General features: G+C 62.0%; 21 protein-coding genes. 18 read left to right on the top strand and 3 right to left on the bottom strand.

From position 1 onward, the window contains the following. Nucleotides 1–566 precede the first annotated feature (566 nt). Together V1283_RS32110 and V1283_RS32105 are read left to right on the top strand one after the other, a co-directional pair. Nucleotides 567–1,517 carry an ArdC family protein gene (locus V1283_RS32110; protein WP_334393251.1) on the top strand — a complete coding sequence of 317 codons (951 nt, stop codon included), beginning with the start codon at nt 567–569 and terminating at the stop codon, nt 1,515–1,517. Between the two features lie 134 nt (nt 1,518–1,651). Continuing rightward, entirely contained in the window at nt 1,652–3,772 is a 2,121-nt protein-coding gene (locus V1283_RS32105) for a ParB/RepB/Spo0J family partition protein (RefSeq protein WP_334390636.1), read from the top strand. A gap of 145 nt (nt 3,773–3,917) precedes the next feature. On the opposite strand, the gene V1283_RS32100 is transcribed toward V1283_RS32105, so the two are convergent. Together V1283_RS32100 and V1283_RS32095 are read right to left on the bottom strand one after the other, a co-directional pair. Beyond that, nucleotides 3,918–4,256, bottom strand: a complete 339-nt coding sequence (locus V1283_RS32100) for a hypothetical protein (protein ID WP_334390635.1) — start codon at nt 4,254–4,256, stop codon at nt 3,918–3,920. Beyond that, nucleotides 4,253–4,639, bottom strand: a complete 387-nt coding sequence (locus V1283_RS32095; protein ID WP_334390634.1) for a hypothetical protein — start codon at nt 4,637–4,639, stop codon at nt 4,253–4,255. Before V1283_RS32095 ends, V1283_RS32100 begins: the two co-directional genes overlap by 4 nt. A 39-nt stretch (nt 4,640–4,678) precedes the next feature. Between V1283_RS32095 and V1283_RS32090 the strand changes: the two genes are divergently transcribed. The 6 genes from V1283_RS32090 to V1283_RS32065 all read left to right on the top strand — a co-directional run bounded on the left by V1283_RS32090 (nt 4,679) and on the right by V1283_RS32065 (nt 13,595). Further along, nucleotides 4,679–9,025: a strawberry notch-like NTP hydrolase domain-containing protein gene (locus tag V1283_RS32090; protein WP_334390633.1), complete on the top strand. Its 4,347-nt coding sequence runs from the start codon at nt 4,679–4,681 to the stop codon at nt 9,023–9,025. 1 nt (nt 9,026) lies between these two features. Then, the gene (locus tag V1283_RS32085; RefSeq protein ID WP_334390632.1) at nt 9,027–10,103 is read left to right on the top strand and encodes a DUF7146 domain-containing protein; all 1,077 of its coding nucleotides are present in this window, start codon (nt 9,027–9,029) and stop codon (nt 10,101–10,103) included. 304 nt (nt 10,104–10,407) lie between these two features. After that, nucleotides 10,408–11,343 (top strand): DUF2493 domain-containing protein, encoded by a 936-nt coding sequence (locus V1283_RS32080; RefSeq protein ID WP_442895897.1) that lies wholly within the window; start codon nt 10,408–10,410, stop codon nt 11,341–11,343. Between the two features lie 201 nt (nt 11,344–11,544). Beyond that, on the top strand, nt 11,545–11,997 hold the full coding sequence (locus V1283_RS32075; protein WP_334390630.1) for an ester cyclase: 453 nt from the start codon (nt 11,545–11,547) through the stop codon (nt 11,995–11,997). A gap of 198 nt (nt 11,998–12,195) precedes the next feature. Beyond that, nucleotides 12,196–12,729, top strand: a complete 534-nt coding sequence (locus V1283_RS32070) for a hypothetical protein (RefSeq protein WP_334390629.1) — start codon at nt 12,196–12,198, stop codon at nt 12,727–12,729. Nucleotides 12,730–13,271: 542 nt separating this feature from the next. Continuing rightward, nucleotides 13,272–13,595, top strand: a complete 324-nt coding sequence (locus tag V1283_RS32065; RefSeq protein WP_247372731.1) for a DUF736 domain-containing protein — start codon at nt 13,272–13,274, stop codon at nt 13,593–13,595. 63 nt (nt 13,596–13,658) lie between these two features. On the opposite strand, the gene V1283_RS32060 is transcribed toward V1283_RS32065, so the two are convergent. Then, nucleotides 13,659–13,886 (bottom strand): helix-turn-helix domain-containing protein, encoded by a 228-nt coding sequence (locus tag V1283_RS32060; protein WP_334390628.1) that lies wholly within the window; start codon nt 13,884–13,886, stop codon nt 13,659–13,661. A 652-nt stretch (nt 13,887–14,538) separates the two neighbouring features. On the opposite strand from V1283_RS32060, the gene V1283_RS32050 reads away from it, so the two are divergent. From V1283_RS32050 to V1283_RS32005, 10 genes are all read left to right on the top strand, one after another. Next, entirely contained in the window at nt 14,539–14,733 is a 195-nt protein-coding gene (locus V1283_RS32050) for a transcriptional regulator domain-containing protein (protein ID WP_334390626.1), read from the top strand. Nucleotides 14,734–14,920: 187 nt separating this feature from the next. Continuing rightward, complete coding sequence (locus tag V1283_RS32045) at nt 14,921–15,313, top strand: DUF2285 domain-containing protein (protein WP_334390625.1); 393 nt, start codon at nt 14,921–14,923, stop codon at nt 15,311–15,313. A gap of 133 nt (nt 15,314–15,446) precedes the next feature. Then, complete coding sequence (locus V1283_RS32040; protein WP_247372720.1) at nt 15,447–15,728, top strand: helix-turn-helix transcriptional regulator; 282 nt, start codon at nt 15,447–15,449, stop codon at nt 15,726–15,728. A gap of 21 nt (nt 15,729–15,749) precedes the next feature. Continuing rightward, the gene (locus V1283_RS32035; protein ID WP_334390624.1) at nt 15,750–16,631 is read left to right on the top strand and encodes a replication initiator protein A; all 882 of its coding nucleotides are present in this window, start codon (nt 15,750–15,752) and stop codon (nt 16,629–16,631) included. A 301-nt stretch (nt 16,632–16,932) separates the two neighbouring features. After that, complete coding sequence (locus V1283_RS32030) at nt 16,933–17,397, top strand: DUF2840 domain-containing protein (protein ID WP_334390623.1); 465 nt, start codon at nt 16,933–16,935, stop codon at nt 17,395–17,397. Further along, a complete protein-coding gene (locus V1283_RS32025) occupies nt 17,394–17,906 on the top strand; it encodes a S26 family signal peptidase (protein ID WP_334390622.1) in 513 nt (170 codons plus the stop codon). The genes V1283_RS32030 and V1283_RS32025 overlap by 4 nt, the downstream gene beginning before the upstream one ends. Then, a complete protein-coding gene (locus V1283_RS32020; RefSeq protein ID WP_442895793.1) occupies nt 17,903–18,793 on the top strand; it encodes a lytic transglycosylase domain-containing protein in 891 nt (296 codons plus the stop codon). Before V1283_RS32025 ends, V1283_RS32020 begins: the two co-directional genes overlap by 4 nt. A gap of 529 nt (nt 18,794–19,322) precedes the next feature. Further along, on the top strand, nt 19,323–21,086 hold the full coding sequence (locus V1283_RS32015; RefSeq protein ID WP_334390621.1) for a relaxase/mobilization nuclease domain-containing protein: 1,764 nt from the start codon (nt 19,323–19,325) through the stop codon (nt 21,084–21,086). A 38-nt stretch (nt 21,087–21,124) separates the two neighbouring features. Then, a complete protein-coding gene (locus tag V1283_RS32010; protein ID WP_334390620.1) occupies nt 21,125–23,113 on the top strand; it encodes a conjugal transfer protein TraG in 1,989 nt (662 codons plus the stop codon). A gap of 6 nt (nt 23,114–23,119) precedes the next feature. Next, nucleotides 23,120–23,545, top strand: coding sequence for a CopG family transcriptional regulator (locus V1283_RS32005; RefSeq protein ID WP_334390619.1), 426 nt, complete (start codon nt 23,120–23,122; stop codon nt 23,543–23,545). Nucleotides 23,546–23,702: the final 157 nt, after the last annotated feature.

Raw genomic sequence — 23,702 nt, 5'->3', positions numbered from 1 at the left:
CGACATGCGCAAATTTCATTCTATAGCGGCCTTGTGCGGTGATGGCCTTAGGCCAGAGCTACGGGAATTGTTTGACCGGCTGGCGGTTGATCCCAATTCCGAGTTGTTCGCGAGACATGATGGTATGTTGCAATCCGGTCCTGACCCAAAATCTATCGAAGCCCCTCCGGTCGAGCGCGCAGTACCTAAGAGAGTGGCCTAGGGCACGATGAGTCGCGCCGCGAAATGGAGCGCGCATACGCAGTGGGCCTAACCGTCTTGGCGGCGCACCAGACGTAAAGAACAGTTGACCACGCCCGCAATTAGAGACCGCTCCTGCGGCTGCCTCTTTCACTGCGCTTCGCCCCGGCGCATTTCGTCGCTTCCCCGCGAGACCGCTTTGTCGGCTGCGCCGAAGCCCCGCGTCGCGGGTCGTTAGGGTGTCTATCCTGCCAAAAAAGACAGCCGCGCGAATGCGCAGTCCGTTATCCCCGTCACCGTAGCTGAGAGTGAGAGTGCGGGCCGGTCTGCCGCGACGGGTTGAAGATCGGAGGAGAGGCTTCCGGTGCCCGTCGCGGAGAACCGCGATGTCTGGACATACCGCCCGAGTTCGTGCCGGCAACGACCGCGCGAGCCTTTACACCGAAATCACCGACAAGATCATCGCCGAGCTGGAGGCCGGCCGTATCCCGTGGGTGCAGCCATGGGGGACGGCGGCGATCAAGGCGCCGCTCGCCATGCCGCGCAACGCTGTCACGCAGCGCGGATATTCCGGGATTAATGTACTGATACTATGGGGTTCCCTCTACGAGCACGGTTTTTCTGGACAGAGCTGGCTCACATTTCGCCAGGCGCTGGGGCTTGGCGGCCATGTCAGGAAGGGCGAACGGGGAACAACCGTCGTCTATGCCGATCGCTTCATCCCGGACGACGAACGTCGGCGCGCCGCGGAGGCCGGTGAAGAGCCGGGTGCCATCCCGTTTCTCAAGCGTTTTACCGTCTTCAACGCGGACCAGTGCGATGGCTTGCCCGAGGGGGTCGCTGCCTCGGTCGTCCCGCCGCCGCCAGATCTGATTGAGCCCCGAGCCGAGGCGTTGATCGCCGCCACTGGCGCGGATTTCCGCATCGGGGGTGCACGCGCCTACTACAACACGTCGAACGATTTCGTACAGGTGCCGCCACCGGCGGCCTATTTCGAGCCGATCAATTGGCACCGGACCGCTTTTCATGAACTCGGTCATTGGACCGGCCAGGCGTCCCGCCTCAACCGCGACCACTCGGGTTCGTTCGGCTCAAAATCATACGCGCGCGAAGAGCTGGTCGCCGAAATGGCGGGTGCCTTCGTTTGTGCCTCGCTTGGTATCGTGCCGACCGTGCGCCACGCCGACTACATCGGTTTTTGGCTGGAGGTTCTGCGCGAGGATAATCGCGCTGTGGTGCGCGCCGCGAGCGCGGCATCGAAGGCAGCCGATTTCCTGCTCGCCTTTCTGCCGCCCGCGATCGATTCCGTCGTTGAGGGCAACGAGGAGGCCGCGTGATGCATCCGCACGTCGTTTCAGTGTCCGCCTTCAGTTGGTGCTGCGCGTCAGAGAGTGAGAGGCGCGCCGGCTTGCCTGTGACGGGTAGGAGGTCGAGAGAGAGTCTTTCGGCCGCCCGTCGTGGAGCATCCGACATGGCAAGCGCCGTTCAGAAAATCAAACTCAGTCCCTCCCGCGATATTCCCTTCAACAAGCTGATCTTGAGCCAGTCCAACGTCCGCCGCGTAAAGGCCGGCGTCTCGATCGAGCAACTGGCGGAGAGCATCGCTCAGCGCACACTCCTGCAAAGCTTGAGCGTCCGTGCGGTCGTCGAGGCCGACGGCCAGGAGACCGGCATGTTCGAGGTGCCCGCCGGTGGCCGCCGCTACCGCGCGCTCGAACTGCTGGTCAAGCAGAAGCGTATGGCGAAGACGCAACCTGTCCCCTGCGTTATCAGGGATGGTGGTATCGCCGAGGACGATTCCCTTGCCGAGAACGACGAGCGGGTCGGCCTGCATCCGCTCGATCAGTTCCGCGCGTTCAAGCTGCTGCGTGACGGTGGCATGAGTGAAGAGGATATCGCCGCGCGGCACTTCGTCTCGCCGGCGATCGTCAAGCAGCGCCTCCGTCTGGCGTCCGTGTCGCCGAAGCTGCACGACGTCTATGCCGACGATTGCATTACGCTCGAACAGTTGATGGCCTTCTCGGTCACGGTCGACCAGGCGCGTCAGGAGCAGGCCTGGGACAATGTCAGCAGATCCGGCAACGACGAGCCATATCAGATCCGGCGGATGCTGACGGAGAACACCGTGCGCGCTTCCGACCGTCGCGCCCAGTTCGTCGGGCTAGATATCTACGAGCAGGCCGGCGGTACCGTCCTACGGGATTTGTTCGCACACGACGATGGCGGCTGGTTGCAGGATGTGCCGCTGCTCGATCGTCTCGCTACCGAGAAGCTGAAAGCCGAGGCCGAGACGATCGCGGCCGAAGGCTGGAAGTGGATCGCGGTGGCCGTCGATTTCCCCTACGGTCACACTAGCGGGTTGCGCGAGCTTGAGGGCGAACCGACTGATCTGACTGAGGAGGAGCGGGCGACGCTTGACGCCCTCAGCGCCGAGCACGCCAAGATCGAGCAGGATTACCAGGACGCCGACGAACTGCCCGACGAGATTGATCAGCGCCTCGGAGAAATCGAGGCGGCGCAGTCCGTCCTGGAATCTCGATCACTTATCTACGATCCGGCCGAGATCCCCCGCGCCGGCGTCTTCGTCAGCATCAATGCCGAGGGTTTGCTGGCGATCGCCCGTGGCTACGTGCGGCCGGAAGATGAGGCGCCCAGCGTCGTCGGTCCCGAAAGCGAAGTACACGGCGACGGAGAGACCAACGATGACCGGCATACGACCAATGGTGTGGTCCAACGCGCGGTCATCTCTGTCGGCGGTGCGCCAACCGAACCCGTCGAGGAGAACGACGACGACACGGTCAAGCCGCTGCCGGATCGGCTCATCATCGAGCTGACCGCACATCGCACACTGGCCTTGCGCAATGCGCTGGCCAACGATCCGGCCGTCGCCTTCCAGGCGGTACTGTACAATTTCGTATTGGCGACCTTCTACCGATTCTCACCGTCGAGCGGCTGCCTGGAGATCGCGATCCGGACCCCGACATTCCCTGCTCAAGCGCCCGGCCTGAAGGAGAGTGCATCAGCGGAAGCTATCGACGGGCGCAATGACGGATGGAAAGCCCGCCTGCCCAAGGACGAAGCTGATCTGTGGAACGTGCTCACGACGTTCGACGGGAAAGAGCAGGCCGCGTTGTTCGCGCATTGTGCGTCATCCGCGGTCAATGCACTCTACGAGCCCGCCAACCGCTACAATGAGGGCCGCGTCTCCGCGAACGGCATACGCCGAAGCCTCGATCATGCCAACGTTCTTGCCCGCGCCGTCGGTCTCGATATGGCAGCAGTGGGCTGGAAGCCGACCGTCGACAACTATCTCGGCCGGGTCACCAAACCTCGCATTCTCGAGGCCGTGCGCGAGGTAAAGGGTGAGCAATCGGTACAACTCATCGACCACCTCAAGAAAGGCGACATGGCGCGGGAGGCCGAGAGACTGCTCGAGGGGACCGGATGGTTACCTGAACCACTTCGTCTCGATGAGGTGGGCGCGGTAGGAGCGCCCGCTGCAGATCCCGAGGCGTTACCGGAGTTTCTCGCGGCCGGCGAGGACGAAGCCGACACTGACGACGAACGGCCACACATCATTGCAGCAGAATAATCTCCCAGGTGTGGGGGCTTCGGCCAACCCACACCTTCTTATCCTCGGTCCGTCCCAAGCCCGGCATTCCGTGCCGGGCTTTTCTTTCGAGGGACCTCCAAAATCGTCCCTAAGCCGGCTCGCACGAATCTCTCGCCATCGCTTCTCAGCGCTGTTGCGTGAATGGACTGGGTTCGAAATTCTCCGCGCTGTCATTGTCGTCCAATTCGACGAGATAGACCATCAACATTCCATCGGACGGTTGAGCATCTTTGGAAGCATCGTCGAATGTTGCGATCTCGTCGGCGTAGCCCATGCGTGCTCTAAGCGGAGCTTTGCCATCCCACAACGGTGCGCCATCGGAATGTGCTGACGCCAAATCTTCACCCAGCCACGGCGCGTTGCAGATCTCACTCGCTTCACGGAGGCTCTTTGCTTCGAACGTCACCGTTGGGATGCCGCCGATCTCGATCGTAAAGATCGAAGGAAAAAGCGTAGGCGTCATGTTCCTTTTGCCTTTTCGGCGGCTTCCCGCGCCAATCGCAACGTTTTCAAGCGTTCGCGATTTTCGTGAAACGCCTTTTGTGCCTTTTCATGCTCGCTTACGGCTTTCTCGGTCTTGACCTGCCCGAATACTCTCAGCGCCTCTCGTTCGGCTGGCGTGATGACGCGTCGTTTGAGCTTCTGGTCGTTCATCTCGTCACTTCGTTGCGATTCTCGATGGGCAGAAAGATAGCGCGCAGAGTCACGAGACGAAAGCGCTGTTTCCCTCCCTTCCTCCGTGCAGAGCAGCTCAGCCCCCATCTTCTTGGCGGTCAACCAGCGGGTCGGGAAGAGGGAGAGGCGGGCCGGGATGGGTTTGAGCCGGCGCGGTCGAGAGAGCGCCATGCGGCTCGATCCTTCCCCCGCTCTCTGAGGCTCCCCCCCATGAAGATCATTCCCGCTTCAGTGGCCGCCGTTGCGGCGCCGCTTCCCGTTACGCCCACTTCTCTGAACAAGGCCGGCGCGATCGCCAGCGCTGCGCGACAACTCCTTCTCCATCTAGAGCGCGGTCAGTGCGTCGATGCGCCGATCTTACGCACAGCGATGGAAAACGCCTTTGGCGCCTCCGACGCCGGTGGGGGATGGAACTGGAAGACGGCCTATGACGCCTGTGAGGCAGCCGCCGTCCTGTTCCTTCGCAAGTTTGGCCCGGCCATGCGCGCGCGTGCCGATTCACCTGCCGCGATGCTGCCCATGCTGGCAAAGATCGCCGGCCTTCTTCCTACCCACACCCGCCGTTCGGAAGAGAGCGAGGCGCTTCAGCAGTTTAGCACGCCCATCGCGCTTGGTTTCGCGGCGAGCATCGCGGCCGCGATCATGCCGGCGGATGTTGTGCTGGAGCCTTCGGCTGGCACGGGCTTGCTCGCCGTCCTGGCCGAGCTGTCTGGTGCTTCGCTCGTTCTCAACGAGTTCGCCGAAACCCGCGCTGGACTTCTTTCACTTCTCTTTCCCGGCATCGCCGTCACGCGCTTCGACGCCGCGCATATCGACGATCATCTCGACACCGCCATCACGCCGAGCGTCGTTCTGATGAACCCGCCATTCTCGGCCGTTGCCAACGTCGATCGCCGCATCGCCGACACTGCCTTGTGGCATATCGCGTCGGCCTTGGCGCGGCTCCCCGAAGGCGGCCGGCTGGTCGCAATCACCGGGGCGAGTTGTTCCCCGGACAATCCGGTTTGGCGCGATGCCTTCATCCGGTTGCAGGAACGCGGCCGCGTCGTCTTCAGCGCAGCCATTGCTGGTGGGGTCTTCGCTAAGCACGGCACCACCATTGAGACGCGACTGACCGTGATCGACCGGTCGCCGGCGGACGATGCGACGACATTCCTGTCGCTTCTTGGCGTGGCGCCGGACGTTGCCACGCTGCTGGGATGGGTCACGGAGTACGTTCCGGCACGACTGCCGATCGCGATGGCGGTCGCCGCTTCGTCAATCGCTCGTCCGGGCATTCCCAAAACCGTCCGCGCCTATACGATGCGACCGTCCAGCATCGCGGCTCCCACAGCGGATCCGGCAGGGGCTGAACTTGCCTACGAGACCGTTGCTTGGATACCGGCCGAAGGTGGTCGGATCACCGAGGCGCTCTACGAAGAATATGCACTTCAATCGATCCGTATTCCCGGCTCTCAGCCACATCCCACCAAGCTGGTCCAATCAGCCGCCATGGCGTCGGTGGCGCCGCCGGTCCCGTCCTATCGGCCGCACCTTCCGACTCATGTCATCATCAACGGTTTGCTGTCCGACGCGCAGCTTGAGTCCGTCATTTATGCGGGTGAGGCCCACTCTCAGTTCCGGGCGGGATCGTGGACGGTCGACGAGACTTATGACCTCGTCTGCGCGGCGCGCGACGATGCGGACAATGCCGTGCAATTCCGGCGTGGCTGGTTTTTGGGAGACGGTACCGGCGCGGGAAAGGGCCGCCAGGTCGCCGGCATCCTGCTCGACAACTGGCTGAAGGGCCGCCGCCGCGCGGTCTGGATCAGCAAGTCCGATAAGCTGATCGAGGACGCCCAGCGTGACTGGTCGGCGCTCGGCATGGAACGCCTGCTGGTCACGCCGTTGTCGCGCTTCCGCCAGGGCTCGCCGATCCGTCTGGAGCAGGGCGTCCTTTTCACCACCTACGCCACGCTGCGATCCGACACGCGCGACGAGAAGGTGTCGCGGGTCAAACAGATCGTGGAATGGTTGGGCGCCGACTTCGACGGTGTCATCATCTTCGACGAGTCTCACGCGATGCAGAATGCCGCAGGCGGCAAGGGTGAACGCGGCGACCAGGCCGCGTCGCAGCAAGGCCGTGCAGGGCTTCGGCTTCAGCATGCGCTGCCGAACGCGCGCATCGTGTATGTCTCGGCGACCGGCGCCACCACGGTTCATAACCTCGCTTATGCTCAGCGCCTCGGGCTGTGGGGCGGCGAGGACTTTCCATTCGCGACGCGTAGCGAGTTCGTCGAGGCCATCGAGGCGGGCGGCGTCGCGGCGATGGAGGTGCTGGCGCGCGACCTCAAGGCGCTCGGTCTCTATGCGGCGCGTTCGCTGTCCTACGAAGGCATCGAGTATGAGCTGATCGAGCACCAGCTAACTGGTGAGCAAATCCGCATCTATGACAGCTATGCCGGCGCTTTTACGATCATTCATAACAATCTCGCCGCAGCCATGCAGGCTGCGAACATCACCGGCGCGACCGGCACGCTGAACGCGCAGGCCAAGTCCGCCGCCAGATCAGCGTTCGAATCGGCGAAACAGCGCTTCTTCAATCATCTCATCACGGCGATGAAGACGCCGTCGCTGATCGCATCAGTCGAGCGAGACCTGAGCGACGGCCATGCCGCAGTGATCCAGATCGTCTCGACTGGCGAGGCATTGATGGAACGCCGGCTTGCCGAAATCCCGACCGAGGAATGGGGCGACGTCCAGGTCGACATTACCCCGCGCGAATATGTGCTGGATTATCTGGCGCACAGCTTTCCGACCCAACTCTACGAACCCTTTACCGATAGCGAGGGTAACCTGTCGTCGCGACCAGCCTTCCGAGATGGCCAGCCAGTGCAATGCCGGGACGCCGTCGCGCGTCGTGACCTCTTGATCGAGAAGTTGGCGTCATTAACGCCGGTTCATGGTGCGCTCGACCAAATCGTGCAGCGCTTCCGCACCGACACGGTGGCGGAAGTCACAGGGCGCTCGCGGCGCATCATTCGCATGACCGGATCTGATGGCGTCGACCGCCTCGTCGTCGAGAACCGCGCCGGCTCCGCCAACCTCGGCGAGACCCAGGCATTCATGGATGATGTCAAGCGCATCCTCGTCTTCTCCGACGCCGGCGGTACCGGGCGTTCCTATCACGCGGAGCTATCTGCGAAGAACCGGCGCTTGCGCACACATTATCTGTTGGAGGCCGGATGGAAGGCCGACGCCGCTATCCAGGGATTGGGCCGGACCAACCGCACCAACCAGGCGCAGCCGCCGCTGTTCCGCCCCATCGCCACGAATGTGAAGGCCGAGAAACGCTTCCTCTCGACCATCGCACGGCGTCTCGACACGTTGGGCGCCATCACCAAGGGACAGCGTCAGACCGGCGGGCAAGGCCTGTTCCGCCCCGAAGACAATCTCGAAAGTCACTACGCGCGCGACGCCCTGCGCCAGCTCTATCTGCTGCTCGTCACTGGCAAGGTCAGGGATTGTGCGCTTCAAACGTTCGAGGACGCGACCGGGTTGAAGCTCACCGATGACAACGGCATCAAGGACGAGTTGCCGCCAATCACTACCTTCCTCAACAGGCTGTTGGCGCTGACTATCGATCTCCAGAACATCCTGTTTACGGCGTTCGAGCAGTTGCTGACCGCGCGGATCGAGGGCGCAATCGCGTCCGGCACCTATGATGTCGGACTGGAGACGTTGACGGCCGAGAGCTTCGTCGTCGCAGGCCGGCGGACAATTTACACCCATCCCGGCACCTCTGCGGAGACGCGCCTGCTGACCATCACCCAGCGCGAACGTAACCGGCCGGTCACGCTCGATGAGGCGTTGAAGCGCCTCTCCGACCCCCGCGGGGTTCTTCTGATCAACAGCCAGTCGGGCCGCGCCGCCGTGCAAGTCCCGGCCCGCAGTCTGATGCTCGACGACGGCGAAGTCGAACGCCGGGTCCGCCTCATCCGCCCAATGGAACATCCCAATATACCGTTGGCTATGATGCCGCAGACGCACTGGCGGGAGGTCGACCGCGCCACTTTCGCCCGTGCCTGGGAGGCCGAAGTCGCTGAGGTTCCGGAGTTCACGGACAGCGAGATCCACATCGTCGCGGGTTTACTGTTGCCGATCTGGAAGCGTCTGCCCAACGAGTCGACCAGGGTCTATCGGCTGCAGACCGACGCTGGCGAGCGCATCATCGGCCGCAAGGTCTCACCCGCGTGGGTCGCCAGTGCGCTGGAAACCGGAACGTCGAATCTTTCCCCCGACGCCGCCTTCACTGCGTTGATCGATGGCAAGACCGTGCTCGATCTCGCCGAGGGTCTCCAGGTCAGGCGCGTCCGCGTGATGGGTGCGAACCGGATCGAATTAACCGGTTTCACCGACACGATGCGGGATCGGCTGCGGGCTTACGGCGTGTTCGGCGAGATCATTTCGTGGAAGCTCCGTTTCTTCGTCCCAGTCGACGCAACCGGTCCGGCGATCCTCGCCAAGGTTCTGGAACGCTATCCAATTGCGCGCATCGCCGACCGCGCGGTGGCTTGACATGCCGCGCGATGCAGCAGAGCTGGCAAATCGCCTCGCGCGGGAGGCCGAGGCGGTGTGCCGTCACTATCTCTCCAACGGCCGTCGCGTCGGCAATTACTGGCAGGTCGGCGATGTCAGGAACACGGCGGGTCGTTCGATGTTCGTCCGCCTGAAAGGCCGGGATATCGGTGGCCGCCCGGCGGGCAAATGGACAGATGCGGCAACCGGCGAACACGGCGACCTGCTCGACGTTATCAGGGAAAGTTGCGGTCTGGTCTGCTTCCGCGATGTCATTGAGGAGGCACGCCGTTTCCTCAGCCTGACGCGAACCGAACCCCGGTCGGACCATCGGCCGCTTATGTCACGAGCGCCGACCGGTTCGTCGGAATCGTCACGGCGGCTCTTTGCCATGTCAGACCGGATCGCCGGCACGGTCGTGGAAACCTATCTGCGTCAACGTGGCATCACCGAGTTGCAAGGCATTGGCAGTCTCCGGTTCCATCCACGCTGCTACTATCGTCCAGAGGCAGACGCTCCAACGGAAATCTGGCCGGCCATGATTGCGGCTGTCACCGATCTTCAGGGGCACATCACCGGCGCGCACCGCACCTGGCTCGACCCGTCCGGGCGCGACAAGGCGCCTGTCGATACGCCACGCCGCGCGATGGGTCATCTTCTCGGGCACGCGGTCCGTTTTAATCCGGCAAGCGATGTCATGGCTGCCGGCGAGGGCATCGAGACCATGCTGTCGCTCCGCTGCGTCATGCCCACCATGCCGATGGTCGCAGCACTATCGGCCGCGCATCTCGCAGCCATTCTGTTTCCGGCAACGCTGGGTCGACTCTACATCGTTCGTGACGACGATCGGGCGGGCGATGGCGCGGTGGCAGAACTATTCGACAGAGCGCAGTCGGCCGGAATCGAGGCGATGGTGCTGTCACCGCTGTGTGGCGACTTCAACGAGGATTTGCGGAGTTTCGACATTAACGCACTGCGTGCGGCATTGCGCATTCAACTTGCCCGTGAGGACGTGGCCCGATTCCTGATTGCCGAGGTTTCGACCGGAATAGGGTGCGAAGCTCTTACTCCGCTCTGACGGTACGCCGACGATTCCCAAGGCTTCTCCTGCTGTCGAAGAGGGCCGCGCTCACGGCCTTCTTGAGAGGGCGACCCTGCGGCAAGCGGTCCGGCCACGCAATGGCGTCCGCCCGGCTATTTTCCGTCGCGTCGCCAAGGCGACGCTTTACATCGCGAAGCAAAATAGCCGGCTCACGCCATCCTCCGCTGCGCTACGGCCGCCGTCGCTGCGCTTGGCGGTGCAGGTCCGGTCCGCCCGCCGCCTTTCGTCGCCACGAAGGCCGCGATGAGCGCGACCAATCCGACGAAGGAAAGCCGCCATGATGATCGAACACAACGAGACCGACATCGAAACGCCGTACGCTAAATCCCCGACCGATCACGTCCTCACCGAGCTTCAACTTCACGGCTACCGGCCCTTCCAGGGCGAACCTGACCCGAGGCCGCTACCCGAAGGCCGTGTCGTCGCTGCGGCCGTCGCCGACATCTTTGACGCTCTCATCGCGAGCTTGAGCGACACTCGCCTCGAACCCGACCTCGAGGACCTGCTCTGGTCGACCGTCAATCTCTTCCACCGCGCTAACGAGCGCATCGAGCGCGAGCTCGACGACAACGAACAGGCGCAGAAGCGCAGCCAACGCGACCAGGATGGCTCCGAAATCCGTTCGGTCGAGCTAGAGCGTCTCACTGCCGAGGGCATGACGCTGATCGAGCGGCGCAACAGCATGGAATATTTTCGCGACCAGGCAGCCGAACGCTTTGCACAGCACGTTGGATCGCACTGGCATCCACGCGGCGGTTCGATGGTGAACCACCGTACCTTGACCTCGGCTGTCATCGACAGTCGCGACTTCCTTGCCGCCAAGCGCCGGGCCGAAACTGAAGTGCTGCTGCCTGCCGGGCCGAAGATCGCCTTCACCGGCGGCCTGGACTGCAACGATCATCACCTGATCTGGGACAAGCTCGATCAGGTTCATGCCAAGCATCCGGACATGGTTCTCTTGCACGGCGGTTCACCGAAGGGCGCCGAGCGTATCGCGGCCTGCTGGGCCGACAGCCGCAAAGTTCCACAGATCGCCTTCAAACCCGATTGGACCAAACATGCCAAGGCAGCGCCGTTCAAGCGCAACGATCAGATGCTGGACGTACTGCCGATCGGCGTCATCGTCTTTCCCGGCACCGGCATTCAGGAGAACTTGGCCGACAAGGCACGGAAGCTTGGCATTCCCGTTTGGAAATTCGGCAAGGGTGGCGCGTAAGCGCCGCCTCTCGCCCTCTCGCTACGCGCTAAACTCGCTTGCGCAACTGTAAGGTTGTTTTCTCCGGTCGCTAAGAACTGTGGCTCCTGCCATCTTGCGAAGAGGTCGGAAATCGGGTGGCTGACTGAACATCTATGCTCCAGAGTTTCGCATCGATTGATCCGGTCGTCGGTTGAGGCGACGAAACAAAGAGGAGACAAGATGTCGAGGCAAGATGAAAACAAAGCCATCGTCGGCCGCTGGTTCACCAACTTCTGGGGTGAGACGTGCGATCTCGGAATCGTCGATGAACTCGCCGCGCCGGATATGCTGCTTCAGTATTCGCTGCATGAACCGCGTCGAGGACGCGAGGACATCAAGGCTTTCATGACGGATTTCCGTCGGGCCTTTCCCGATCTCAACTTCTGGGGCGCAGCCGATCTCATCGCGGAGGGCGATTATGTGGTCGGCCGTTGGGAAGGTGGCGGGACGCACACTGGTCCCGCATTCAGCGATTTCCTGGTCGGCTCCTTGCCTGCGAACACCGGTCGAAAAATGCGATTTACCGGTACGACTGTTCTGAAGCTCAAAGACGGCAAGATCACTGAGGAGATCGGGCTCGACGACGGCGTCACCGCGCTGCAGCAGCTAGGGTTGATCAAGCTTGCCGCTTAGCTAACCACGATCGAAAAGCCGGCCTTCCTGATTATCGTTTCGAAGGCCGGCCACGGCTATCCGTCAACGTGACAGTGCAATGTCGGTCTCCATCGCGACAGTGATCCGGGCTGCGTTCCTGCGTTTCATTTTCATGCCTGAAACTCCATCAGAAGGGATTCCATATACGGGCGGGATCAGTTATTACTTGGACGCGCCGTGGTGGTGGTGGTGGTGGAAGGCGCGACCCTTGTAACCTTTGTGGCGGGGACTACCACCATGCTCATCATAGGCGTTCTTCTCAACATCGTCGGGCTCGGTATTTTCTGCTGGGCACTGTTCGCGCTTGCAACCCACGCATTATCCTTCTTCGTCGGCGTGGCCGTGGGGACCTATTCATTTCATGCCGGAACAGGGCCGTTCGGTGCCATCGTTGTTGGCTTCGTTGCGGCCGGTTTCACGTTCGAGGTCGGGCGGTTCGCCTTCTCGATCGCACGCTCTCGGGTCGTCCGCCTAGTGATTGGCCTACTATTCGCGGTTCCGGCAGCACGCGCCGGCTATGGTGTGACACTTGCCTTTGCACACCTTGGCGTTCCCTCGGAATCGTTGCGAGAATCGTTCGCCATCCTTGGTGCCATCGCTGTCGGGGGCGCCGCATGGGCGAGTGTGTCGATGCGTAACGACCCTTGGCCGGGCACTGCACTCAGCCCAATTCAGCCACCGAATGAGCTGACGACGACCACGGGAATGTGACGGCGCGTGTTTTTCCTCTGTCGGTCAGCATAGATCGGAGCGATGAAGCGAGGATTATTTGGCTTAGCCGAGAGATAATCGCGGCCCTCACTGAAGCGCTTCGATTGAGCTGGGTGATCTTATCGGCAGACTGGATCCCGCGGTTTGCTGTCGGGCACGCTGGTTCTGTCTGTTCGAGGACACGGGCCGCCTTTCTGCACGCCTGGTTTCCTTTTCCTTCGCTGGGAATGCGGGGTTTCTTGTTTGTTCCGATCGTTCGCTGGCACGTCTCCAGGATGCTGTTCAGCGCACGCGATCACCTCGCCTCTCATTGGCTTGATCTGGCCGAAGGCCGGCTGCGCCTCGATCGCCTGAACCGCAATGGCGGCGGTGAGACTTTCTTCCCCTGGGCTCCGCCCATTCCTCGCGAGGCAAGAAAGTCTCACCGCCGCCATCCTCCGCTGCGCTTCGGCCCAACGGGTGCGGCGTCGATCGCCTTCGGCTTTCAGATCGCCATCGAGGCCGCGGTGGTCGCGGGCTCGGAAACAGCAAGGAGAAGTGACATGGCTAACATCGGTTCATTCAAGAAGTCCGGCCAGGAATTCCAAGGCGAGATCGTCACCCTGAGCCTCCAGACCAAGGGCGTCCGCATCGTCCCCGAGACTGACAGGACCAACGAGAACGCTCCGAGCCACCGGGTCTACGTCGGCCGCGCAGAGATCGGGGCCGCTTGGTCGAAGCGCTCCAACGAGGGCCGCGATTACCTCTCGGTCAAGCTCGACGATCCGAGCTTCAACGCCCCGATCTACGCCAACCTCTTCGACGACGAAGACGCCGAGACCTTCACCCTTATCTGGTCCCGCAGCCGCAAGCCCAACGGTGACTGACCCGAGCCGAGTGCAGCGCCCCGCTCATCGGAGCGGGGCGCCCACTGGCCAGCTCGAAGCAGTCTACGATTTGCTCCCCCGCCCAGTTCGCTTGAGCAAGTCTCCCGGCTCCGCGCCCAAAGCCTCGGCAATCTGTCCGAGCACTGTGACACTCGCCGAGACGTCGCCGCGCTCGATGGCGCCGACGTAACGCGTGCTTAAACCCGCGCGCTCAGCCAACTCCTCTTGCGTCATTTGTAGATCGTGGCGTTTCCGACGCAGATTCACGGCCATGATCTCCTTGAGATCCATAGCGACATGGGAACTGAACCGGAACGATCGTTCTAGGAACGATCGTTCCTATTCGCTGCAGAGCATGCTATTTTTCAAGGGATGCCGCCGGCGCCGTCGGCCGAGGCAATCGTCTGTATCGGAGCGAAATCAGATACAGAATTGCCAATCGGCTCACCGGGCTAGTTTGCGGCCAAACTATGGCGTAGACTTCCTTGCCTTCGCGAAACGGATACAATGCAAAAGCCACCACTAGACCCAGATGTCATTGATAGCGCTCCGGACGATACGGTGCTGACGCTCTATGACGAGCAGCATGTCGCGACGTACACACGCCTTTTGCAGGCCGAGAGCGAGGGGGCTGACTGGCAGGAAGTCGCGCGAATAGTTTTGCATGTTGATCCAGAGCGCGAGCCTGATCGCGCACGCAACGCATACTTGACTCATCTTCGACGCGCTAAATGGGTTACCGAGCAGGGACGTCTCGTGCGTGGTGCGCGTTCGAACTAGAAGAATTTGCGCACGGTATCACCGTTCAGACACAAATGTTTTCCGGCAGATTGGTGGTTACTCCGGGGCACCACGTGGTGCCGAACTGGGGCCTTCCCACAACCAAATCGTTCAGAATTATTGCTCCGCAATCCTCGTTAGCTATGCGAAAGGGATGGGAACAATGCCTGCATTCGATTGGCGGTCGCCGGAGTCTTACAAGAGCCTACAAGAAGCTGACATCACCGACATTGCCTGGGAATGTCTTCGTCGCAATGCTGACTATCAACGCGACTACCAGGCGATGATCGCCAGCAGTCCGGACGGACAAGTAACGCCGGAATTCAGGAGGAGGTGGGGTATCTGCTTTCGCTCATGACCCGCGCGGGTCGTCCGGCGAACAGACCATCTTCTGGGCACCGGAGGTTCTGCCGTCTGTCGTTCCAGTCGTGCCGACCCCGTCCTCTGCACACGGCTCTAAGGCGGTTCGACCGCTGCTGGATCTCGCTGCAGGTCAAGTGCGACGCGCGTCCGATGGGTGGCACGTCATCCTTCGTGTTGGAGGGGTGGAGCATCGCGTCTGGCTTACAGAACCACCCGCTATCGGTGCAACCTATGCAACGGAATTGCCGTTTGACGGCGATTTCGATGCGCGTGCGTACGCCGCCCGGCGGCTATGGCGCGCAGTGAATGGGCGCACGCCAGGGCCTGCCTTTCATGAGCTATCCAGACCGCGGCGCGAACGGCTAAGCGTCGCCATTCGCGCGCTCGATGCTCGGGCCACCGGCAGCACTTATCGCGCGATCGCCGAAGGGCTCTTCGGCAAGAAGCGCATTCCGGATCACGCCTGGAAAACGCACGATCTCCGCAATCGAACCATTCGCCTCGTGCAAAGCGGCCTCGCGTTGATGCGCGGCGGCTACCGGGAATTGCTGCGTCCGAAGCGTAAGGTCAAATAACACCCTCATTTGGGGGTATCGAAAAAATGTCCCCCGATCATCGGCATCCCTCTTCGCGGGCCCTCTCCGCGATGGTGACCGTCGTCGCGCCGCCGCTCGCGCTGGCGCTCCAGATGGTCACGGAGCCTTTCGAATGTCCGATCCGAACACCGGCCTTCCGCCGCGATACCTGCGCACGCCGGAAGCTGCGCGATTTCTCGGCCTTTCCGGCCGGACGCTGGAAAAGCATCGTACCTACGGCACCGGGCCGACTTACCGGAAGATCGGTGGGCGCGTCGTCTACGCGCCGGACGATCTGAAAGCTTGGGCTGATCTCGGCGCCAAGACATCGACGTCGGATCCCGGCAAGGGGACCGTACTGCCGGCCAAGAAGCATCCGAACCTGCGCCCCTATGCAGGCCAAGAACGCCGCTGATCGCTAGATAAGGAAGTAGCGATGCGGCGAAAATTTCGGTCCGAACGCGATCAACTCGAACTGTTCCGGGCGCTGCCCGGCGATCTCGCGCCTCGCGATGCGCAGGATCTGATGGCGTATCCGTTCTTTTCGCTCGCAAAGACGAAGCGAGTCGTTCCGATCGACTTCCGCGCTGGTGTGATCTCCATTCGTGTCGAGGCCGTGCCGGAACACGGAATGGCGACCATCTGGGATGCAGATGTCCTGATCTGGGCCGCGTCGCAGATCGTCGAAGCGCGGGACGCGGGCCTGAAAACGTCGCGCTTGATGGCTGCAACGCCGTACGAAATTCTGACGTTCGTCGGCCGCGGCACCAGCGCACGCGACTACGATCGGCTCAAGGCGGGTCTTGACAGGTTGCAGTCAACGACGGTGCTGACTTCAATCCGTCAGCCTGCAGAACGGCGGCGGCGCCGGTTCTCCTGGATCAACGAATGGAAGGAGACCGCTGACGCAAGCGGACGCCCGTTCGGTATCGAACTGATCTTGCCCGATTGGTTCTATGCCGGTGTGATCGATGACGCGCTCGTGCTCACCATTGATCGCGCGTATTTCGATCTCACGGGTGGTCTCGAGCGCTGGCTTTACCGGCTCGTGCGCAAGCACGGCGGCCGCCAGGAGGGCGGCTGGAGCTTTGACCTTGTTCACCTCCACGCCAAGTCCGGCAGCCTCTCGCCACTCAAGCATTTTGCGTATGACGTGCGCCAGATCGTCCAGCGGCAGACATTGCCCGGCTACCAGCTGGTGCTCACGCGTGACACAAATGGCGCCGAGCGCCTGAACTTCGTACAGGCGCCCGTTGATCCGTTCACCGCGAGACTTCGGCGCCGCGGGCTTATTCCTAACTCGGGGGACAGCCTGTGAATCAGCTCGTGCTATCGGGGACCGTAACACTCGTGCCATCGAGGACCGGATCCTCGTGCTATCGGGGACCGAAATCGAACTTAAGTCCTTGTCCCGCAGCGCTTTCCCGCCGTCGTAACTTTACTAACCAGAAATCCTTCGGATTTCTTCTAACGGACCACGCCGTTCGCGCAGCCGGCGACAACGACCTGCACCTATCAGCGTGGTCTACCCCACCTCACGGTCAAGGACGGCGACGATGCGCCGTCGCAAGCGCGCACTGGCCAGCCCATCGGATAATCTCTCAGGCTCGGAGCGTCTCATGAACGACCTCACCGAAGTCGAGATCCTTTGGCTTGAGAAGCGTATCGAGAACCGCATTCGGTTCGGACGTGCCGTCGCGGAGAAGATCCTCGATCGGCGCCGGCGGCTGCTGTCATTTACGCCGGGCAGCATCTTCGCGTTCGTTCGCTGGACGTCGAACGACTTCGGAACCGCGGTTTCGCGGATGGACATACTTCGTGCAGTCGCGCCCGGGCAGCGGTGCACGACCGTGCCCTATGTGAAGCCAGGCGGTGAGATCCTTTTGCGCCTATCCGGATGGCCGAAGGTCGAACGGGCGCTGCAGTTGATCGATGCCGTCGAAGCGCTGGATATCAATCCGGCAGACGCAGCACCGGACTATTGGCATCACGTTCACAACCGGCTGTCCGTCAACGAGAACCCTCGCCCTTACACGAAAGGACGCCATCAGGCGTGGCTGCATCGGCAGAGGATCATGCGATGATCAGCAGACTTAGAACGCTGGCGGCGATGTTCGGGGGTGCCGCGGCTCTCATCGTCCCAGTGATTTCGGAGATCGCACCGGTCTATGTCTGGAATGCTTCCGAGAGTGTGCCGGTCGGGCTCTATCGTCTGCAGCCGTTGGACAACTTGTTCGTTACCGAACTCGTTGCCGTTCAGCCGCCGGAGCCGCTTGCGACCTTCCTCGATCTGAACGGCTATCTGCCGGCCGGGTTGCCGATGCTCAAACGTGTGCTGGCGCTTCCCGGGCAGACCGTTTGCAGAAGCGGGCTCAGTCTTTCCGTAGACGCGATCGAAATGGGCGAGGCCCGGGATCGCGACAGCCGTGGCCGGCCGCTCCCGAAATGGGAGGGTTGTCGTGTCGTCGGTGAGGGCGAACTCTTTGTCATGAACTGGCAGTCCGCGAGCTCGCTGGACGGCCGCTATTTCGGGTTCTTGCCGGCATCGTCCGTCATTGGTCGTGCTCTTCCTGTCTGGACCTGGGAGGATTGAGCGTGCGCATTTTGGGTACCTCATCTGCCATTCCTCTGTTCGGCGTCATGTCCTCCGCCCCAACCGGCAATTACGCAACGGTCGCGCGCAGCGGCGATCTAGGGCGGGCGAGAGGCCTCCGCGAAGCGGCTTTACCCTGGATAGGCGCGAACGCGGCGGCACACTTGCATTTCTTCGAGAGGAGCCTGCGCGTTGTCGTTCCGTTTGTCGTTGCGCTGATCGTGAGCGGCGCTCCTGCTGTAGCCGAGACGCGCCTCGCGGAGCGTGCAGCGAATATTCGAACTGGCGTTGCGTTTCCGGATTTCGTCGAGGAAGCGTCGTTTCGGTTTGGTGTTCCGGTGCGCTGGATACGCGCGGTGATGGGCGCTGAAAGCGCAGGGGACGTGAACGCCAGGTCACCAAAGGGCGCGATGGGGCTGATGCAGATCATGCCGGAGACCTGGCCAGAGCTGCGTCTGCGGCACGATCTCGGCAATGATCCATACGATCCCCGTGACAACATTCTTGCAGGTACCGCCCACCTTCGCGAACTGCATGATCGTTACGGCTCGCCGGGCTTCCTTGCAGCCTACAACGCGGGACCTGCACGTTACGAACAGCATCTCGCTGGGCGTCCATTGCCAGCTGAAACCCAGATCTATGTGCAGAAGCTCGAGCCAGTTATCGGTAGTGACATCGTCGCTACCAGCTCAGTTGCGAATCTGCGGCCATCTGCTGGAGAGCTCTTCGTGGTGCGGTCTGAGGGATCAAGGACCGCTTCCGGGCTGCAGTCCGGGAGCCCGCCGAGCCAGGCTCGGACCGCGGCGACCATTCACGACATCTCGGCCGTTGTTCCGCAGGCGACAGGTTTGTTCGTCGCGAGGGCCGCTGCGGGAGGTCTGCGATGAGTGAATGCGAAAACATGCACACATTGGCGCTGATGGCACACGGGCGATGCCTTCGGCCCGCGCTCTACTCGTCGCTTCGCTCCTCACCGAGCCACCCTGCGGGTGTCTCGGCCCTTCGGGTAACGATCGCTATCGCAAACGCTCGCACACAGTATGGGCTTCGCAAGTCAACTGCCAAGTCGCGGCGTCTCTTTCGCAATGAATCGGCCACCAGCCGGCGTGTTTGGGCAGGCGCCTTTGAAGGATCTACTGCAATGACCCGAACTGCATTTTGTCGCAAACCGCCGCGAGGACCGAGAGTCTGTTGGCTCGGCAGTTGGACCCTGGGCATCATCGACCGGGCGACCAAGAGCACGAGAGTAGGACGGCGAGATAAAAGAGGCTCGCCGGTCGAACCGCAAGCCATTGGCATGGCTTGGGTTCTGGCGTGCCGGCCGGTCGGGGCGCGTGCCGCGCCTTGCAGTTTGAACAATGCAATCAAGGACATTTTCGGCACTGTGGGCGTTCGTGCGCCGTTTGAGGGTTGACCATGGCCGTTGGCGACAGCGATCTGCGTATTCGACCCGGGCGTATTCGCAGCACCCGCGCACCCAAGCCGAAGAGCTTCATCAACCAGGTGCTACGTGCCGCGAAGAAAGCTGGCCATACCTCTGGTCAGGCTGCGGCTGGCAAGCGAGCCAGGGCCTACGGGCGTTCGACGTTTGGCCGCGGCAGGCTCGCGTTTAGCCGCAGCAGATTGTTCAGCCCGACGCGGCGAGCTGTGGTGAAGGCGCGCATTGTTCGCCACAAGGGACGAGCATTCCGCTCGGCGCCGCTTGCGGCCCATCTTTCGTACTTGAAGCGCGAAGGCGTCACCCGGAGCGGTGAGAGAGCCGAGATGTTCGACGCCGGCAGCGACCGCGCCGACGGCGCGGCTTTCGCGGAACGGTGTCAGGACGATCGCCATCATTTCCGGTTCATCATCTCGCCCGAGGATGCCGGCGAGATGACAGACCTCAAGGCCTTCGCTCGCGATCTCGCCCGGCAAATGGAGATCGACCTTGGCTCGCGTCTCGATTGGGTAGCTGTTGATCATTGGAATACCAACAACCCACACATCCATTTTCTCGTTCGGGGAGTCGATGAGGAAGGCGCCGATCTCGTGATCTCCCGGGACTATATCAGTCGGGGCTTGCGCTCACGCGCTGAGGAATTGGTCGCGATTGAACTGGGTCCGAAGCCGGAGCATGAGATCCGCAATTCGCTGGAAAGGGAGGTCACGGCGGAGCGATGGACGCGGCTTGATCGCGAGATCCGATTGGCGGCCGACGAAACCGGCTACATTGATCTTCGTCCTGAGAGTCCCGGCTGCTCCGATCCCGAGATCCGGCGCCTGATGGTTGGCCGCCTCCAGCACCTGGATAAGATGGGTCTTGCGGCGTCAGCAGCGCCTGGGGAGTGGATGGTCGGGCTGGAGGCCGAGCGTAGCTTGCGCGATCTCGGGATGCGCGGCGACATCATCAAGACTATGCACCGCGCCTTCACCGGGCGTGGAGAAGAACGTGGCATTTCCGATTACGTGATCGAGGGTGGGCCGCCAGCATCCCAGATCGTGGGACGGCTGGTTGATCGAGGACTGCACGACGAACTGACCGGCGAGGCCTATGCCGTAATCGACGGAACAGACGGACGCGCGCATCACGTCCGGTTCCGCGGCATCGAGGCCTTTGAACATGCTCCGCCGGCGGGTGGCATCGTCGAAGTCCGGCGCTTCGGTCAAAGCGGCGATGCGCAACCGACCGTGGTGCTCGCACCCCGTTCCGATCTTGATCTGGGAGAGCAGATCACCGCGAAAGGCGCGACCTGGCTCGACCATCGGCTGGTCGAACGGGACCCGATGCCGCTCGCCATGGGAGGATTCGGCCGTGAGACCCGCGACGCGATGGAAGCGCGTGCCGAGCATCTGGTTCAGGAAGGTCTGGCGCGCCGGCAAGGGCGACGCACCATCCTGCAGCGCGACCTGTTGAATACGTTGCGCCGCCGCGAGCTGGACGAGGTAGGAGCAAGGGTTTCAGCCGAGACTGGCTTGCCTCACGTGCGTGCGGCTTCGGGGGAACATGTGGCAGGCACTTATCGCCAGCGGCTGCCGCTGGCGTCGGGGCGTTTTGCCATGATCGACAACGGGCTCGGCTTCCAGCTCGTGCCATGGTCGCGCGAGCTCGAGAAGAAGTTCGGCCAGCACGTCACCGGTGTCGCGAAAGAAGGCGGTGGCATCGAATGGGGCTTTGGCCGCAAGCGCGACTTGGGCCTCTAGATTTGGTTGGTCAACTTCAATAGCGCGAGGGTGTTCGGATGTCCGGGACCAAAATCCTCTGGGGACAGGTCATCGTTGTCGGCCTGATCGTTTTGCTCGCGATCTGGGGAGCAACGGAGTGGACCGCCTGGCGGCTTGCTTTCCAGCCGGAGCTTGGCCGCCCATGGTTCGAGCTGTGGGGTTGGAAATTCTACTACCCGCCGATCTTTTTCTGGTGGTGGTTTGTCTATGACGCGTATGCGCCTCAGGTCTTTGTCGAGGGTGCCTTCATTGCGGCATCGGGAACTTTTGTTTCGATAGCGGCGGCGATCGGCATGTCGGTCTGGCGGGCCCGCGAGGCCAAGAATGTCGAGACCTATGGTTCGGCGCGCTGGGCCGGTCCGGAAGAGGTGAGAGCCGCCGGTCTTCTCGGCCCAGACGGCGTGGTGCTGGGCAAGCTCGACGATGACTATCTGCGCCACGACGGGCCGGAACACGTGTTGTGCTTTGCTCCCACCAGGTCCGGCAAGGGTGTCGGCTTGGTTGTCCCGTCGCTGCTGACATGGCCTGGCTCGGCCATCGTTCACGACATCAAGGGCGAGAACTGGCAATTGACTGCCGGTTTCCGCTCCTGTCATGGGCGCGTCCTGTTGTTCGACCCGACCAATCCAAAGTCCTCAGCCTATAATCCGCTGCTCGAGGTCCGGCGCGGGGAGTGGGAGGTGCGAGACGTCCAGAATGTGGCCGACGTCCTGGTTGATCCCGAAGGCTCACTCGACAAGCGGAACCATTGGGAAAAGACCAGTCATTCGCTTCTGGTGGGCGCGATCCTCCACGTTCTCTATGCCGAGGCTGATAAGACCTTGGCCGGCGTCGCGGCGTTCCTATCGGACCCGAAGCGGCCGATCGAGGCCACGTTGAAAGCGATGATGACTACGCCGCACCTCGGCGGAGAAGGCGCCCATCCCGTGGTCGCCTCCACCGCGCGCGAGTTGCTCAACAAGTCGGAGAATGAACGATCCGGCGTCCTGTCCACGGCGATGTCGTTCCTCGGACTTTACCGTGATCCCGTCGTGGCGCGAGTAACCCGCCAGTGCGATTGGCGTATAGCCGACCTGATTGCCGATGACAGGCCGACGTCACTCTACTTAGTGGTACCGCCCTCCGATATTTCGAGGACCAAGCCGTTGATCCGCCTGGTGCTGAATCAGATCGGCCGCCGCCTGACCGAAGACTTGCACGCTAGCGATCGCCGGCACCGGGTTCTCATGATGCTTGATGAGTTCCCGGCACTCGGGCGTCTCGATTTCTTTGAGTCTGCACTCGCCTTCATGGCGGGCTATGGAATTAAGAGCTTCCTGATCGCACAATCGCTGAATCAGATCGAGAAAGCCTACGGGCCCAACAACGCGGTTCTCGATAATTGCCACGTCCGCGTCAGCTTCGCGACCAACGACGAGCGGACCGCAAAGCGGGTCTCAGACGCACTGGGCACGGCCACCGAGATGCGGGCGATGAAGAACTATGCTGGGCACCGGCTGAATCCCTGGCTGGGGCACCTCATGGTCTCGCGGCAGGAGACCGCACGGCCGCTCCTGACCCCCGGTGAGGTCATGCAGCTCCCACCGCGAGATGAGATCGTCATGGTGGCAGGGACACCTCCGGTCCGGGCGAAGAAGGTGCGCTATTTTGAGGATCAGCGGTTTATCGAGCGGGTATTGCCGCCGCCAGATCCCGGGGTTTCCGGCCGATCACTGCGAACAGACGGATGGTCGACGCTTGGAGCGCCCAAGCCGGCGCCGTCTGCAACTGACAGGGTCGAGCAGGCAGGGGAAGACACTGCAAACAGCGGCCTTCGTCGTGAGCCCGAACTGCCTGATCACGTTGCGATCGTCAAGGAGACGGCCGAACCGACGCCTGCAGAAGAATTTGCCGCTGTTCTTGACGATGACGAGGACGCGATCCGGCAGTCCAGGCTAATGCGCCAGCAAATGCGCGGCGTTGCGCGCCAGGTCGCCATGGATCCGGATGACGGCATGGAGCTTTGAGGCACTATGCGCGACAGAATGAACGTCTATTTTCCGCCCGAACTCCTTAAACAGATCTCGGATCTGGCCGATCGCAAGAACCTTTCCCGGTCGGCGATCGTGGAAGCCGCGGTTGCGTCCTTTCTCTCGCCGGACGGTGCGGACAGGCGGGAGGCAGCGTTTGCTCGTCGCCTGGACCGGCTGTCGCGCCAGATGCAGAGGCTTGAGCGCGACGTAGGTTTGACCGCGGAGACCCTGGCTCTCTTCATTCGTTTCTGGCTAACGATCACGCCACCATTGCCAAATGACGCGCAGACGGCGGCGCAGATCAAGGGCAGGGAGCGCTTTGACGGATTTGTGGAAGCGCTCGGCCGCCGCTTGCAGAAGGGACAGAATTTCCTGCGCGAAATTCCGGACGATTTCGTGCGTATTGAGCCGGGCAGCGATGCTTGATTGAACGAACCTCCGCAAGCACTTCCTTTTCTACGCTGGCCTACGATCCACGGCAAAGGCTTGTTGCGATAAGTCATCCGGTGCCTTTTCTATTCGTTCCCATCTGAGGGCGCCTTCTTGAGCGTTCTCATCGGGTGGGGACGACGGTGGCAATCAA

The sequence above is a fragment of the Bradyrhizobium sp. AZCC 2262 genome, from assembly GCF_036924535.1.
GTDB lineage: Bacteria > Pseudomonadota > Alphaproteobacteria > Rhizobiales > Xanthobacteraceae > Bradyrhizobium.
This window is presented reverse-complemented; position numbering and strand designations above follow the sequence as displayed.